Genomic DNA, 15,440 nt, shown 5'->3' on the forward strand with positions numbered 1-15,440 from the left:
TAATCCTCTCTTTTGATTATTGCTATGGACTCATAATGTAACCGTCAAGTAGAAATCAACAGTTTTTAATAATTAAGACTCAACAGTTTTCGACAATTAAGATTCAACAGTTGGTTCATTGAATAATGCTTTTCGGTATTTCATTTTTATGCTGTTTTGCTCCTCACTTAACGTCAAAATCTCACTACGATGAAGGAGACGATCTAATATGGCTGTCGTTAAAGTTTTGTCACCCAGGAATTTCCCCCATTCTCCTGGACCTTTATTAGAGGTTAATACGAATACACATTTGTCATACATTTCGTATATAAACTGAAAGAATGAATGAGCGTCTTGTTGCTCATATGCCATATACATGACATCATCAAAGACGTCCACTTTATGACGCTCTGCTGAATGAAGGATATCCTGAATCATTTCTTCATCGGTTGTGCCCGACTGCAAATACATAGTAGTATGGTCAAATCTTGTATAAAAATTATCCAAATAAAAGATATGGCTTTCTCCGATAATAAGCATGCCAACAAATATGATACAAAAACTAATAATATACCTAATGGCTTTCAAATAAACCCCTCCGCCGCTATTAATGATTGTTACTCAATATATTTTCTTCATAGACTTTCATGTGTATATTAGTAATTTAGAAAATTTTTCGAGTTAATTTCCTTATTGTTAGATAAAGAACTTGAGAAATAAGAAACAGCCCTTCCATAGAACATTTTCATTTAAAATTAAAAAATAATACCCATATTGTTTTACCATGGAACTCTAATATTAACTCTCTAAATCACCTATGAAAATGTGTTCTGTAATAAATGCATTCCGGCAGTATTATCAAAAGCTATTTATAAAGAAAAAAGCAACAATTCGAACATTGCTTTTTCCAATTTATCTTATTCGGAAATTTGTACGCTAGGAGAACTTCAACCTAAAAAAAGTCGAATTCCTTACTATGCTAAGGTTCCGACTTTTTAAAAAAGGGTTCTTAACAGTTATAAAAATTGACTAGTACTAGTTTCTCCTAGTTGAATTTTTCCCTTAACCTGCTTTAACGTCGCTACTATAAGAAAGCTAACAATCACTAATAAGAGCCATGAACTCACCTTTCCAAAATGAACAAGACTCCATGCATCGGTTTGGTTTGGATATTCCCAAGCTCCAAAGAACGTTGCGATATTTTCGGCTATCCATATAAAAAATCCGATGAGCACAAAAGAAAGTGCGAGTGGCATACGGTAACGAGTTCCATCAACCTCGTATGTGACCCACGATTGCCAAAAGACGATAATTACAATTCCAGATAACCACCAACGAACGTCAATCCAATAATGGTGGGTGAAAAAATTCAAATAAATCGCAGCTGCAAGAGGTACAACTACCAAAAACGGTGGCCAATTAACCAGTTCAACCTTAAGCCTCCTCCATGCCTGGCAAAGATAACTCGCTACACTTGCGTACATAAATCCACTATACAAAGGCACTCCAAAAATTTTGAAATATCCTTCCTCTGGATAAGACCAGGAGCCCATATGTACCTTGAAAATTTCAAGAGCAAGTCCAATAAGGTGGAACAATGTGATAACCTTTAGTTCATCCCGTGTTTCAAGCCCAGAACGCACCATCCACCACTGCATCAGAAGACAGATGATGAGCAGCCAGTCATACCGTGGTAGGAAGGGAAGTGGCACGATTTTTGTAAAAGCCAAAGAGGCAAAAATAACGACAGGAAACAAACATGATAGGGCCTGCTCCCAACCAAAACGAACGAGTTGTTTTAGTGCTCTCATGATTTGTTCCTCCAAAGGTTTTTTCTGAATATATGAAAGTCCTGCTTAGTATAGTAGCTAGCTCACCGCCGAATAACTTTCTTTTCCTTTCAATGTTTCCTACTTTATTAATCTTGGGTGTCTTCATCACTTCGGTATTCTAAGATATCTCCAGGCTGACATTCTAAAGCCTTACAAATCGCCTCTAAAGTTGATAAACGAATCGCTTTTGCCTTTCCATTTTTCAATATAGAAAGATTAGCCATCGTGATTCCAACTCTCTCCGAAAGTTCTGTAAGGCTCATTTTCCTTTTAGCCAGCATCACATCAATATTGATGATAATTGCCATGTTATTCACCTCAGATCGTTAAATCATTTTCCGATTTTATATTGATGGCTTCTTGTAAAAGCCTTTGGAGAACAGCAGCAAAGACTGCAATCACCATTGAAGCAAAAATAACGACCAATCCGATTAATATGATACCTGGGGCATCGTCTAACTCCGCCAAGATGTAGAAGAATGGCATACCAACCACATATAAGCCACTGATTGTGATTGCACAATATTTTATTTTGTTTAAAGCTTTTACAGATATTTCCGAGAACGCTTTGTTCTTGTCAATATAACTTAAAAGTTTAAAAGCCTGATACAATGCAACGAAAAACGGTATCACTGATACATACATAATGATTAAAATGGGATATAGTATATGGGCATAATCTGGATTTACTGGATTATTAGCTAACCAAGGTAATCCAAATATACATAAAGTAAGAACTGGAGTTCCGATAATAAAAACAGCGATTTTTAAAAACAATGTTGATCTTTGTTTCATAAAAAGCACCTCACTAATTTATTTTTGAATAAATTTTAAAACAATATTTATCGTTTTACAATAAAAAGTTATTAAATATTGATAAAAATTTGTTGTTAAATTTGACCTAAAACTTGAAGTCGGGAAAAGCCTAACCATTGATCCTCATATAATTATAGAAGCATCTCTGCTTTCACAGAGATGCTTCTTAAAATTAGAATATCAAACACAGAAAACATCAAAAGAAGTATGGGCTTATTGTGCAACATCCCGTTAATTATAAGTATTTTCCTTTAAAATAACTGGTACGCTATTCCACAATATGTCCCGTTTGTTGAATAAAAAACTAAACGACTTTTTTATTTTTTAAATGACATTTTTATATTTTAAACAACTTTTTTATTACTCAACATTTTTTTCAACTGATACAAGGTGATAATCTGAATATTTTTCGTGTTTAATCACTTTAAAATCTGGTAATCCTAGTGATAAAGAAAGCATTTATGAATCCTCCTAATGTTTGTTTTAGTCGCTAACATTATTTCCAGGATTTTATAAATGCTTTCTTCTTTTTTGTCTAAATCACTGGTGATGAATCAATAAAAATAGGTAGGGTATTCTCAGTTTTGCGACCAAACAAATTGAGAAAGGATGACCCTACCTATGTCTAGTAGTATACCTAACTCTGACTTCGCAAATCAACTAGAAAATATGATTCGTGAGTTTGTCAAAGAAAAATTAGAGCTCATCATGAAAGAAGAAATCAAAAACTTTTTTGAAGTAGAACGGAAAGAGATTCATAACTCCAGAAATGGGTATTACACCCGTTCTTTGGATACAAAGTATGGAAAAATTGATCAGCTTCATGTTCCAAGAGATCGAAATGGGGATTTTCAAACCCAACTATTTGAACCTTATCAACGTCGCGATGGTTGGCTTGAAGAAGCGATTATTATAATGTACCAAAGTGGGATAAGCACTCGAGAAATCGGTAAATTTATTGAACGAATTCTTGGTTCCAGTTACTCCCCAACCACGATAAGCAATATTGACCTTACACAAAATTCTTGACGGTACCTCTAGTCCTTTAATGGTACTCATCATGAAGAACATTCACCCTTTACAAATACTCACTCAATTGTTACTGTTAATGCGCAAAAATAAAAACACACGCCCGGAGTATAATTCTTTCACTCCGAAACGTGTGTTTTTCACTTTTTAACACTTTAAAGCAGAGCGGGACTGTCCCCTAAAATTACTCCACCGTCACGGACTTCGCTAAGTTACGCGGTTTGTCGACATCGCAGTCACGATGTAGAGCCGCATAATAAGCAATAAGTTGTAACGGAATGACAGAGATAAGAGGTGTTAGCATTGGATGTACTTCTGGGATGACGAAACGATCGTCTTCTGTTTCTAAGCCTTTCATGGAAATGATGCAAGGGTTCGCGCCGCGGGCAACGACTTCCTTGACGTTTCCACGAATGCTTAAGTTGACATTTTCTTGTGTTGCAAGCGCGATGACTGGTGTGCCTTCTTCAATTAACGCAATTGTACCATGCTTTAACTCTCCACCAGCAAAGCCTTCCGCTTGGATGTAAGAGATTTCTTTTAGCTTTAACGCTCCTTCAAGACCAACATAGTAGTCCACCGTACGACCAATGAAGAAGCAGTTGCGTGTTGTAGCTAAATATTCGCGAGCGATTTGTTCGAATTCTTCTTTCGCATCGCAAAGTACTTCCATTGCGTTGGCGATGATACCAAGCTCATGAACTAAGTCAAGCGATTGTACTTTGCCACGAGATTTTGCTGTAACGTCCGCTAAAATCGCAAGTACAGCTATTTGTGCTGTGTACGCTTTTGTGGATGCTACCGCAATTTCTGGTCCTGCATGAAGAAGTAACGTGTAATCCGCTTCACGAGATAGTGTTGAACCAGGAACGTTCGTAATCGTTAACGCTTTGTAGCCCATTTCTTTTACTTGAACAAGTACCGCACGGCTGTCTGCTGTTTCACCGCTTTGAGAAATGAAGATAAAGAGCGGCTTTTCAGATAGAAGCGGCATGTTGTAGCTAAATTCGCTCGCCACATGAACTTCTACCGGAATGTTCGCCCATTTTTCAATGAGCTGTTTTCCGACAAGACCGGCATGGTAGCTTGTTCCGCACGCTACGATATAGATGCGGTCCGCATCGTTCATCGCTTGGATGATTTCTTCGTCAATGGTTAATTCGCCGTTTTCGTTTTGGTATGCTTGAATAATTTTACGCATGACTAACGGCTGCTCGTCGATTTCTTTTAACATGTAGTGCGGATACGTACCTTTTTCGATGTCAGAAGCATCAAGCTCCGCAGTGAACGGATCGCGAGTGATGACTTCTCCTTCTAAGTTTTTAATCGTGACTTCATCTCTTTTCACGATGACCATTTCTTTATCCATTAGTTCAACGAATTGGTTTGTCACTTGAAGCATCGCCATCGCGTCACTTGCCACAACGTTAAATCCTTCTCCTAAACCGACAAGTAATGGGCTTTTATTTTTCGCAACATAAATCGTTGTATCGTCTTCTGCATCGATTAACGCTAACGCATAAGAACCTTTTAATAGCGTAAGAGTTTTACGGAACGCTTCCTCTACGCTTAGTCCATCATTTACAAATAGCTCAACAAGTTGAACAATAACTTCTGTATCCGTATCACTTTTTAACGTAACATCTTGTAAGTATTCACGTTTTAAAATCGCATAGTTTTCGATAACCCCGTTATGAACAAGCGTAAAACGTTCGGATGCGCTTTGATGTGGATGAGCGTTTAAGCGGTTTGGTACCCCGTGTGTTGCCCAGCGTGTATGACCAATACCTACCGTTCCTTCAACGCTTGGATCCACAATATTACGAAGGTCCGCAATGCGTCCTTTTTCTTTAAAAACGTGCACACCTTCTGCATTTTTCACCGCAATACCTGCAGAATCGTATCCTCGATATTCAAGCTTTTCTAATCCTTTTAATAAAATTTCTTTCACATCTTGTTGTCCAATATATCCAACAATACCACACATAGATTCTCTTCCTCCCTAAATTTGGGGGCAAGAGGCTGGGGGCGCTCTTGCCCCCTTATCTCTGTATTTTTTTGTTCACGCATTTCCTTCCCTTTGTGCACCGAGTTGCCTCGATGTTTTAAGAAAGGAAAATCGGTTGTGCGTGGCAACCGGGAGGCATCCGCCGAACAATCGATCAACCTCCTCCTCGTCAACTAAGCCGTGTGTGTCGTCCCGTTAGCGGCTTAGTCCGGGCGCTTTAAAACAAACTAATTACCCACTACCCACCTTTCTATTTTTGACTAAACATGAACTCAAACGTAATCATACACTACTGGTTTTTTTTTCGTCAACTATTTTTACAAATATTACAATTGACAGAAATCTAAGAAGTGATTTGTAACTGCTTACATTCTAGCGTATGCAACAGAAGGAAAGGAGTTCATTTTTTAAAAGACCATATTTTTTTCTATGTTTCCGACTTGTATGGACCTTCAAAGGAATGCTTAGTAGACATTCATCTATAGAACTATTTTTAATCCCTAAATGTCAAATTAAACATCTTTAACTACATACAAGGATTGCTTATAGAAACCATTTTCGGATCACTTTTTTGACCAAATCAGAGTTTTTAAACCTTAGGGAGGAGCTTTATTTCTTATTTTGTAGCTGCAGGACGATAAAGATGAACACACTCCAACGATTGTGGTAGTATTATTTGTAAGTTTGAACGTTGTAAAAAAATGAGGGGAGAAGAAAATATGACTGTTCAACGCCGTATTCGATGCATCAAAACAGTTCAAATAACCACTAACAGTCCGATTCATAAAAGCGGTCCAATACTAGAGCCTGGAAATTGGCAAGAACATGACCCCTTTTTATTTTTAATGGAGGATATTTTCCAAAGGGGGACATTTGATTTTCATCCGCATCGTGGCATTGAGACAGTGACGTATGTGATTTACGGTCAACTCGAACATTTTGACAATAAAGCTGGTCATGGCACACTTGGTCCTGGGGATGTTCAATGGATGACAGCGGGGCGAGGAGTGATTCATAAAGAAGATCCAGCGCCAGGGTCGACGGTGCATAGCTTACAACTATGGATCAATCTACCGAGCACGAAAAAAATGACAGAACCCCGTTATCAAAATTTAAAGTCCGAAGAAATGCCGGTTCGCCAAGAAAAGGGGGCAGTGATTCGTGTTTTTTCCGGATCTTCGCAGGGGGTCAAAGCCTCGACTCTTAACCATGTTCCTGTAACGATGGTAGAAATGACGTTAGAGCCGGGAGCAAGCGTCGTACAAGATTTGCCGGGCAGTTATAACGGATTTCTCTACATTTTAGAAGGAAGCGGTAAATTCGGTGTCGATGGTACCGAGGGAAAGAACGGGCAAGCATTATTTCTAAGTCGTCATGATAAGGAGGAGGAAAGCGAACTGATTGTTAGCGCTAACGAAAAATTACGTGTCCTTCTTTATGCTGGTGAACCAGTCAATGAACCGATTGTCGCATATGGACCGTTTGTAATGAACACAACCGAAGAAATTCACCAAGCCATTCGTGATTATCAAGAAGGAAAGTTCGCCGAGTAACAATATGGAGCTTTTTTTCATTTTGCGACTGGTGAGTAAGAAAACATCCTAAACCAAAAGGGTAGATTTTTTGATAGTCCGTATTCCGTTAGACATGCTGAAGGTTTTTGGGGGACGAACGCATAGTCCCTCTTCTTAAGACTGATCTCATAAAAAATAAAGGAGAGCACGTATTATATTACTAATATGTGCTCTCCATTTTAATTTTTGAGTCAAGTATGCCAAATCGATGAAAAAGGTCCTTTCCAAACATGATCGGCTTCTACATACGGTTAGCCTTTACTCTTCTAATCCCATCTCTTCTTTTACGACAGCAGCAATTCGTTCAACATATGACTCGCACGCTTCTTCTGTTGGAGCTTCTGCCATGACGCGAACGAGCGGTTCCGTACCGGATGGTCGAACGAGAATACGGCCGTTTCCGTTCATTTCATCTTCTACTTGTGCAATGATGTCTTTTACTTTTTCGTTTTCCATGACGCGGTGCTTGTCATTTACACGAACGTTCACTAATTTTTGTGGGAACTTTTGCATTTCACCCACTAATTCGGATAATTTTTTGTTTGTCATTTTCATAATGTTGACAAGCTGTAAACCAGTCAATAAACCATCGCCGGTCGTATTATAGTCAAGGAAAATAATGTGACCGGATTGTTCCCCACCTAAGTTATAGCCGTTTTTCTTCATTTCCTCTACGACATAACGGTCGCCAACAGCGGTTTGGACGCTTTGAATGCCTAGCGCTTCTAATCCTTTATGGAATCCTAAGTTACTCATTACCGTAGAAACAACCGTACCGTGCTTTAGGCGATTTTGTTCGTTTAAATATTTCGCACAAATGTACATAATTTGGTCACCATCAACGACGTTTCCATTTTCATCAATCGCGATTAAGCGGTCACCATCGCCATCAAATGCTAGACCAACGTCGGCGCCTTTTTCGAGTACGAATTTTGCTAATGCTTCAGGATGAGTAGAACCGACACCGTCGTTAATGTTTAAGCCGTTCGGTGAAGCCCCCATTGTTGATAAATCCGCTTCTAAATCAGCAAATAAATGAGGTGCTAAAGAGGACGTCGCACCATGAGCACAATCAAGTGCAATATGTATGCCAGAGAAGTCCTCGTCCACCGTTTGCTTTAAATATTGTAAATATTTCTGTCCACCTTCAAAGTAGTCGCTCACTTGGCCGAGATCAGCGCCTACTGGACGTGGAAGTTCGTCTTTTTCCATTTCAAGCAACTTTTCAATCTCCGCTTCTTGCTCATCAGAAAGCTTAAAGCCGTCTGGACCGAAAAATTTAATTCCGTTATCCGCTACTGGATTGTGAGAAGCGGAAATCATGACCCCTGCTTGTGCTCCTAACGCTTTTGTTAAAAAGGCCACGCCTGGTGTGGAAATGACGCCAAGTCGCATTACTTCAGCACCAATCGATAGTAAACCAGCGACTAGAGCACCTTCTAACATATGACCAGAAATTCGCGTGTCACGTCCAATTAACACTTTCGGACGGTCGGTATCTTTTGTTAACACATATCCACCAAAACGACCAAGCTTAAAAGCTAATTCCGGTGTTAATTCCGAGTTTGCAACCCCACGTACTCCGTCAGTACCAAAATATTTTCCCATTGGATCATTCTCTCCTTCATACTCAAGTATTCTCTTACGCTGATTGTTTTTCAAATATTTTCACTTGAAGCGTTGGCTTGGATAATGTCCATATCACTTGTTCAGGTCCTTCGACTTTAATTGTTACTTCATGTTCACCAACAGCTAATTTGGAAACATCTACATATACTTGGAAGTCATCTACTTGCAGTTGGTCGACTTGACTTTTCAGTCCTTGAACCGTCAAGTCGACTTGTCCTTCATCCACGTACTCCATTTCATAAGATGTGCTTAATCCCACTGTTTTCACCGCTATATTCTCAAAAGTTTTCTTTTCCACTGGATCGATTTTCACATTAACGGTGACATTTGGAACACTCGCTTTATTTAATCCTTTTTGTAATTCAACCGGTAAGGTAATTTCGGTTGTCTCTTTTATTTTACTTAAATCTACTTCAAGTTCTAGTGCATCAATGTTTTTTAACACTTCTTCGTACCCATACAACGTCACTTCTTTGACTGAAGGAACCACTTCGATTAGTTCGGCTCCACCTGGTAGTTCACCGGATGTTTTAATTCGAACCGGTACGGTTTTACTTGGGTTTTTTACTGGAATAGTCACTTGGACCGTTTTTGGTTGAACGATGACATTCAATTTGTTTAAGTTGTGGTCCAATACAAGAATAGAAGCCTCCCTTGATATCGTTTCACCAATTTTTCCTTGCCAATCAATCGTTGCCTTGACATAGCTAATTTGGTCGATGACGTCTTTTGCCCCGATGATAGTCACTTTTTCTGGATGAATAATCGGCGTTTCCGCAATAAATCCTTCTGCTAATTGATTTTTGTTAAATTCTGCTTCCACGGAAAATTCTTTGCTTACTCGTTCTTGAATCGATACGGTGGCATACGCTGGATCGATTCTTACCGTTAGTTTATCCGAAATGTTTTCATATTTAATCGGTACTTGTGATACACCGATATTGGCATTGGTCAAGTCCACGTAAATACGAAAATCCTTCAACGCTTTCGTTGATTGAACAATACTTCTTGGTCCTTCAATCGTCACATCGACTGTTTCCGGAACCCCTGTCACAACTAAATTTTCAGAATCATAAATAACCTCAACAGGAACACCCCGGATGGTCTCCGTATTGTCGGATTGTTTGAGGGCGGATGTTCCTAATTTCTCTAGTTCAGGATTAACGGACAAATACAACATAATCGCTAAAATGAGGGAAATAATCCTCATAAACCATCTGCTATCCATTAATTTATCCATTGCTTTTCTTCCCCCTAAAGGTCCATCGCGGTGAGGAAAATTGTTTCGTTTTCGTCGTTAGGAGCAGTTCGTGTGAAAGTAACTCTTCAAACGCCCCCGGTGACAAATCCCGATACAACTCTCCGTTTTTCGCAATGGAAATGCTTCCTGTTTCTTCGGAGACAACGATCGTCACACTATCCGTTACCTCACTAATTCCTAACGCTGCCCGATGTCGAGTTCCAAGTTCTTTGGAAATAAATGGGCTTTCCGACAATGGAAGATAGCAGGCAGCCGCGGCGATTTTTTGTTTTTGAATAATCACCGCACCATCATGCAATGGAGTATTTGGAATAAAAATGTTAATTAATAATTCCGAGGATAGATTTGAGTCGAGAGAGATTCCGGTTTCAATATAGTCTCCCATACCGGTATCCCGCTCAATCGATATGAGGGCACCAATTCGTCGCTTCGCCATATAATTCGTAGCCTTTACAATGGCTTCGACCATCTTTTTACGTTCTTCTTCCTCTTGATTACTGCGTGTGAACAACCGTCCCCGACCTAATTGTTCTAACGCCCTTCTTAATTCTGGTTGGAAAATAATAATGACCGCTAAAAAACCCCAAGTAAGGGCCTTTTCAAGCATCCAACTGAGCGTATTAAACCCTAAAAATTCGCTTAGAAAACGGACGATAACAATAACAAAAATCCCTTTTAATAATTGGACGGCTTTCGTCCCACGAATCACTTTTATTAATTTATAAATCACTAACCAAACGAGTAATATATCTAAAATATTGGATAGGTAATCCAATATGGTAAACTGTGAGAACGGCATGCTTCATCCTCCATTTACTTACTCCCGAGCGAATAGTTCAACTTCTATCTCTTAACTGTTTTATTATATCATAACTTGACGTCAGACCAATAATGGGAGAAAACACTGTTTTTTTATCATTCTTCCTTTGTGTCTTCCTTTGTGCAAAAGAAAATGGACCAATGAAATGGTCCTTATTCGCGCATGTTTTGTTTACGTTCCTTCCTTACTGTAACTCCATACAATGAGAAGATGAATTATCAAGATGAAAAACAAATAGTCTTCTACACGCTTATCGTTGAAAACAGTATTAACGAACATTATGAAGATCACAGGGACAAATAATAAAAATAAGCGCTGCCCCCTATTGGGATAACTAGTCATATATTTCATTACAGCCAACCATAATGCGGGAATAAATAGTGTTACAAAGATGATTAAAAAGGCCACTTCCCTAACTTCCAAAAGACTCCTACCTTTTACTAGCTTTATCCATGTAAAAAAGCAGCCTTTTAAGTTACTTTATTCCTCTTCTAAGACAGGTTCCCGCTCAAACAATTGCATTGCTTCTTTAAATCCTTCTTTCAATTTATGCCATAACCAATCAAACGCTTGATTAATTTCTTCAATTTCGCCTGTAACGTTTCCAGCAGAGGCTAAATATTGATTACCGTTAATGACCGTGACATTTCCTTTTACTTCACCTTCGATCCGAATATCCCCATTCCGAACGACGATGTCTCCTTTGACTACTTCTCCTTCTGGTACGATGACCGTATGATTTTCAACGACTAAATTCGGTTGCTTTGTAAAAGAAAATTGTTGGTCTTCGTTCCATGTCGTTGTTAAACTTCCCATCATTAGTACAAAAAAGAGCGAGGCTGCAGTTAAAAACGGATGGTTTCGGAACCAGCGATTGATGCCTACTTTTTTCTTTTCTTTCGGTAATTTTTGCATCACGCTTTCTGTAAAATTATCAGGTGCTTTTATATGAGATGTACTTTGAACTAAGGCAATTGTCTTTTTTAATTCGTGAAAATGATGTTGACATTCTTTACATGTTTGTAAATGATCTCGTAAAAATTTTTCCTTATCAGCTGAAAGTTCTTCATCTAAATATTCATGCATAAATTCAACAATTTTCGGGGGACACGGTTTCATCTTTCTCACCCTCTCTATACATGACGTAATTGTTTGCGAAGTGCTTCTCGTCCACGATGAATTCTCGTTTTTACCGTTCCTAATGGCAAGTCTAAAATTTCACTAATCTCTTGTAACGATAATTCTTCTATATATTTTAAAACAATGACCGATCGATATTTTTCTGGAAGCTTTAAAATTTCCCTTTGAATCGTTTCTTGCAACTCTAAGCCTACGACTTCTTCTTCAGGTAATTTTCCGTCGTGTGGAATTTGGGAATACATCGTTAGTCCATCGGTTCCTTCGACTTCCGCATCTAAATAATAGTCCGGCTTTTTCTTTCTTATTCGGTCAATACACAAATTCGTGGCAATACGATAAAGCCATGTTGAAAATTTCTTCTTTTGATTAAATGATTGAATGTTAACGTAGGCGCGAATAAACGCTTCTTGCGCCATATCTTCCGCTTCATGTCGGTTCCCAAGCATGCGATAGCAAATTTGGAACACTTGGTCTTTATACATTTCAACAATTTCACTATAAGCACTTTGATCGCCTTTTAACACTTGCTTAATTCTTTTTTTTACTATTGCATCCATACATTACCCTCCGCCCTGTATAGGGGCTAATCACCTATACGAATAAATAGCGATAAAGTTTCATTTTTTTCATCTATTTTATCCTAACAAATTTTTACTATTTTTGAAGTCTTATTTTAAAATGTGAGATTGTTTTTTGGATGAAGATTGAGTTGGAAAATTGGTGGAGAACAAAATGGAGATTTTCAGGCGGTTGTCTAACGCACTGGACATGTCTGTACTTTCGGACACATGCTTTGAATGACTTTCTAGCAGACAATCCAAAAGATAAAGCAGTAGATTTCTCTACTGCTTTTTACGATTATAATAGTTTTTCACCGAATAAAGATCCCATCAGGGCGACTGCAACGGAAGCGGTTTTGTTCTTTTCGTCTAAAATTGGGTTTACCTCAACGAATTCTGCAGATGTAATAATTCCGGACTCTGCTAACATTTCCATCGCTAAATGGCTTTCACGATAGCTGATTCCACCGTTTACTGGTGTTCCCACGCCAGGTGCGTGAATTGGATCAAGTCCATCTAAATCTAGTGACAAATGAACTCCGTCGGTACGTTCTTTTAAGTATGAAATAGCTTCTTCCATGACATAGGTCATACCTAAGCGATCAATTTCATGCATCGTGTAAACTTTAATGCCTTTTTCTTTAATTAGTTCTTTTTCTCCTTCATCTAAAGCACGTGCCCCGATAATAACAATATTTTCAGGCTTCACTTTCGGGGAATACCCATGTAAATCAGTTAACGTTGGATGGCCAATTCCTAAACTAACCGCTAGAGGCATTCCGTGAATGTTCCCAGATGGAGATGTTTCCGCTGTATTTAAATCCCCGTGCGCATCATACCAAATGACTCCAAGATTATGGTAATGCTTTGCAATTCCTGCTAATGAACCAATCGCGATACTATGATCTCCTCCTAAAATCAGTGGAAATGCGCCGCCTTGTACCACTTCATCTACTTTTGCTGCTAAGCGTTCATTCCCTTCTGCAACCGCTTTCAAATTGCGTAAATTTGTTTCTCCTGTATGTACACGTTCAGCACGTCCAATTTCAATATCACCAAGATCTTCAACTTCGTAACCAATGTTCTCTAAACGCTCAATCACTCCTGCGTACCGAATCGCACTCGGTCCCATATCTACCCCTCGTCGCATTTGACCAAGATCCATAGGTACACCAATGATGGAAATTTTCTTCATGACTATCATTCCTCCCTGCCATTATTACTTTCATTGTATCTTGTAAACATAAGATGACTCAACTCGACAAAATTATGAATATATATACGATTACAAACGTTCAGAAAAGGAATAATAATGAAAAGAAATGAAAAAACGCACTAGAAAACTAGTGCGCACAATTAAAATTGTTCTTTAAGGTTACGAATGAAAAAGAAAGCCCCAATACCAAACAGATAAATTACCACTTCAGCTACCCATATATTCGTTATAACGCCTACTTGATATAAAGCTGGTACCACATCTAAATAGAGCGTGTAAAAGAACCGCATATAACACATACACAAACCGTTTATTGTGTATTCCAAGGAGTACAAGAAGGGATAACGCAATATGAACCGTAATGGCCGCTACACGCTCGAAACCAGCTAAAAGAAACTCACCAAACGTTGCACCTAATAGTTGCTCTTTTATTAAATTTGCTTGCTCCGCTGGCAAGTTCAGAGCAATCGTTTGATCAAATGCACCGGAATTGATCATAAAAGCAATAACAATCGCATTGACAGCAGCTAATCCCCCAATAAGAACCGCTTCAATCCCTCCATGACCTAATCCAAAAGATAACCCGTCTTTGTATTCACGGTGTTTTTTTAACAACCACTTAAAACCAAAATAACGTCCGAATTCCTCAAAGATACCAGCTGCTAAAACAGCATATAAAACAAATAAATACGTACTATCCGACCATTTTAACGAAAGACCTGACGGTTCGATCATTACGACATGTAAAATTTTCTCAAATACTTGAGCAAATAGAATAAACACTAAAACCCCAATACCAAACGGTTTCCATGAAAAAAGACCTTTTTTACGAAGAAAAATAATTAACCCAATGGGAAACAATATAGAAATAGATAACTGGATGACCATCCCTGTAATGGATAACGAACTGACCATTTTAATAAAACCTCCTTTTTAGCCACAAATTAAACCTGTTCCGCGCAAAAAACGACCCTACATTATATTCTTTTTGCTTTTAGTAAATACCTTTATTTTTAATTGGTTGCTATAATATTTGAAATTATTTAGAGTTGTCCCCCGATATAAAGAAAGCTTATCAAGTGAAAGAGTCTTTAAAAAATGGATGACACAAAGCAATAAGCAGAATGTAAGATCTAACTTGGAACAGCTGTATCAAGCGATTGACGAATCAGGACTGGACGAATATCAGTACATGAAGCGAACTTTAAAAGCTGGGAAAAAGAAATCATTAATTCGTTTATTCATCCCTACACAAACGGTTATTTAAAAGGGATTAACAATAAAATTAAAGTTATTAAACGAATGTCTTATGGCATTCGCAACTTTCAACGACTCAGAAATAAGGTATTATGCTCACTTATTTAACTTTCATACATATAAAAGAGGTGCACTTCACATCAAGTGCACCCCAACAATTGACATAGAACCATTATAGAGCCATAAAAAAACCCCTTAAGCATTAATCGCTTAAGGGGAGTTCATTACCGATATGTAGTGTGATGGTGGAGCCTAGCGGGATCGAACCGCTGACCTCCTGCGTGCAAAGCAGGCGCTCTCCCAGCTGAGCTAAGGCCCC

Annotated in this window: 12 protein-coding genes, 1 tRNA gene and 3 pseudogenes; 3 read left to right on the forward strand and 13 right to left on the reverse strand. The window is 38.5% G+C overall.

Annotation, left to right across the window (positions count from 1 at the left end):
• Positions 1 to 96: 96 nt before the first annotated feature.
• The 4 genes and pseudogenes from H0Z31_15030 to H0Z31_15045 all read right to left on the reverse strand — a co-directional run bounded on the left by H0Z31_15030 (position 97) and on the right by H0Z31_15045 (position 2,606).
• Positions 97 to 366, reverse strand: a pseudogene (locus tag H0Z31_15030) (ATP-binding protein).
• A gap of 629 nt (positions 367 to 995) precedes the next feature.
• The gene (locus tag H0Z31_15035) at positions 996 to 1,790 is read right to left on the reverse strand and encodes a DUF817 domain-containing protein (protein ID MBO8178742.1); all 795 of its coding nucleotides are present in this window, start codon (positions 1,788 to 1,790) and stop codon (positions 996 to 998) included.
• Positions 1,791 to 1,897: 107 nt separating this feature from the next.
• Complete coding sequence (locus H0Z31_15040; protein ID MBO8178743.1) at positions 1,898 to 2,119, reverse strand: helix-turn-helix transcriptional regulator; 222 nt, start codon at positions 2,117 to 2,119, stop codon at positions 1,898 to 1,900.
• Between the two features lie 10 nt (positions 2,120 to 2,129).
• Positions 2,130 to 2,606 (reverse strand): DUF2975 domain-containing protein, encoded by a 477-nt coding sequence (locus tag H0Z31_15045; protein ID MBO8178744.1) that lies wholly within the window; start codon positions 2,604 to 2,606, stop codon positions 2,130 to 2,132.
• Positions 2,607 to 3,248: 642 nt separating this feature from the next.
• Here H0Z31_15045 and H0Z31_15050 point away from each other — a divergent pair.
• Positions 3,249 to 3,635, forward strand: a pseudogene (locus H0Z31_15050) (transposase).
• 205 nt (positions 3,636 to 3,840) lie between these two features.
• Here H0Z31_15050 and glmS read toward each other — a convergent pair.
• Positions 3,841 to 5,643 carry a glutamine--fructose-6-phosphate transaminase (isomerizing) gene (glmS, locus tag H0Z31_15055; GenBank protein ID MBO8178745.1) on the reverse strand — a complete coding sequence of 601 codons (1,803 nt, stop codon included), beginning with the start codon at positions 5,641 to 5,643 and terminating at the stop codon, positions 3,841 to 3,843.
• A gap of 740 nt (positions 5,644 to 6,383) precedes the next feature.
• On the opposite strand from glmS, the gene H0Z31_15060 reads away from it, so the two are divergent.
• Positions 6,384 to 7,217 (forward strand): pirin family protein, encoded by an 834-nt coding sequence (locus H0Z31_15060; protein MBO8178746.1) that lies wholly within the window; start codon positions 6,384 to 6,386, stop codon positions 7,215 to 7,217.
• A gap of 279 nt (positions 7,218 to 7,496) precedes the next feature.
• On the opposite strand, the gene H0Z31_15065 is transcribed toward H0Z31_15060, so the two are convergent.
• The 7 genes and pseudogenes from H0Z31_15065 to H0Z31_15095 all read right to left on the reverse strand — a co-directional run bounded on the left by H0Z31_15065 (position 7,497) and on the right by H0Z31_15095 (position 14,779).
• The gene (locus tag H0Z31_15065; GenBank protein ID MBO8178747.1) at positions 7,497 to 8,846 is read right to left on the reverse strand and encodes a phosphoglucosamine mutase; all 1,350 of its coding nucleotides are present in this window, start codon (positions 8,844 to 8,846) and stop codon (positions 7,497 to 7,499) included.
• Between the two features lie 34 nt (positions 8,847 to 8,880).
• Positions 8,881 to 10,107 carry a YbbR-like domain-containing protein gene (locus tag H0Z31_15070; protein MBO8178748.1) on the reverse strand — a complete coding sequence of 409 codons (1,227 nt, stop codon included), beginning with the start codon at positions 10,105 to 10,107 and terminating at the stop codon, positions 8,881 to 8,883.
• Complete coding sequence (locus H0Z31_15075; protein MBO8178749.1) at positions 10,100 to 10,927, reverse strand: TIGR00159 family protein; 828 nt, start codon at positions 10,925 to 10,927, stop codon at positions 10,100 to 10,102. Before H0Z31_15075 ends, H0Z31_15070 begins: the two co-directional genes overlap by 8 nt.
• Before the next feature lie 501 nt (positions 10,928 to 11,428).
• Positions 11,429 to 12,067 (reverse strand): anti-sigma factor, encoded by a 639-nt coding sequence (locus H0Z31_15080; protein MBO8178750.1) that lies wholly within the window; start codon positions 12,065 to 12,067, stop codon positions 11,429 to 11,431.
• Between the two features lie 14 nt (positions 12,068 to 12,081).
• Positions 12,082 to 12,645, reverse strand: a complete 564-nt coding sequence (gene sigW / locus H0Z31_15085; GenBank protein ID MBO8178751.1) for an RNA polymerase sigma factor SigW — start codon at positions 12,643 to 12,645, stop codon at positions 12,082 to 12,084.
• A 301-nt stretch (positions 12,646 to 12,946) separates the two neighbouring features.
• Entirely contained in the window at positions 12,947 to 13,843 is an 897-nt protein-coding gene (rocF, locus tag H0Z31_15090) for an arginase (GenBank protein MBO8178752.1), read from the reverse strand.
• A gap of 161 nt (positions 13,844 to 14,004) precedes the next feature.
• A pseudogene (locus H0Z31_15095) lies at positions 14,005 to 14,779 on the reverse strand (YhfC family intramembrane metalloprotease).
• A gap of 252 nt (positions 14,780 to 15,031) precedes the next feature.
• Between H0Z31_15095 and H0Z31_15100 the strand changes: the two are divergent.
• Positions 15,032 to 15,229, forward strand: a complete 198-nt coding sequence (locus tag H0Z31_15100) for a transposase (GenBank protein ID MBO8178753.1) — start codon at positions 15,032 to 15,034, stop codon at positions 15,227 to 15,229.
• Between the two features lie 135 nt (positions 15,230 to 15,364).
• On the opposite strand, the gene H0Z31_15105 is transcribed toward H0Z31_15100, so the two are convergent.
• Positions 15,365 to 15,440, reverse strand: a tRNA-Ala gene (locus H0Z31_15105).

Origin of the sequence: Bacillus sp. (in: firmicutes), assembly GCA_017656295.1 — a bacterium.
In the GTDB taxonomy this organism is placed as follows: Bacteria; Bacillota; Bacilli; order Bacillales; family JACDOC01; genus JACDOC01.

What these genes read in the sequence shown, in the direction of transcription:
- H0Z31_15070 (MBO8178748.1), bottom strand. Translation starts at nt 10,107, where the DNA reads ATGGATAAATTAATGGATAGCAGATGGTTTATGAGGATTATTTCCCTC.
- H0Z31_15080 (MBO8178750.1), bottom strand. Translation starts at nt 12,067, where the DNA reads ATGAAACCGTGTCCCCCGAAAATTGTTGAATTTATGCATGAATATTTA.
- rocF (MBO8178752.1), bottom strand. Translation starts at nt 13,843, where the DNA reads ATGAAGAAAATTTCCATCATTGGTGTACCTATGGATCTTGGTCAAATG.
- sigW (MBO8178751.1), bottom strand. Translation starts at nt 12,645, where the DNA reads ATGGATGCAATAGTAAAAAAAAGAATTAAGCAAGTGTTAAAAGGCGAT.
- H0Z31_15035 (MBO8178742.1), bottom strand. Translation starts at nt 1,790, where the DNA reads ATGAGAGCACTAAAACAACTCGTTCGTTTTGGTTGGGAGCAGGCCCTA.
- H0Z31_15075 (MBO8178749.1), bottom strand. Translation starts at nt 10,927, where the DNA reads ATGCCGTTCTCACAGTTTACCATATTGGATTACCTATCCAATATTTTA.
- H0Z31_15045 (MBO8178744.1), bottom strand. Translation starts at nt 2,606, where the DNA reads ATGAAACAAAGATCAACATTGTTTTTAAAAATCGCTGTTTTTATTATC.
- H0Z31_15040 (MBO8178743.1), bottom strand. Translation starts at nt 2,119, where the DNA reads ATGGCAATTATCATCAATATTGATGTGATGCTGGCTAAAAGGAAAATG.
- H0Z31_15065 (MBO8178747.1), bottom strand. Translation starts at nt 8,846, where the DNA reads ATGGGAAAATATTTTGGTACTGACGGAGTACGTGGGGTTGCAAACTCG.
- glmS (MBO8178745.1), bottom strand. Translation starts at nt 5,643, where the DNA reads ATGTGTGGTATTGTTGGATATATTGGACAACAAGATGTGAAAGAAATT.
- H0Z31_15060 (MBO8178746.1), top strand. Translation starts at nt 6,384, where the DNA reads ATGACTGTTCAACGCCGTATTCGATGCATCAAAACAGTTCAAATAACC.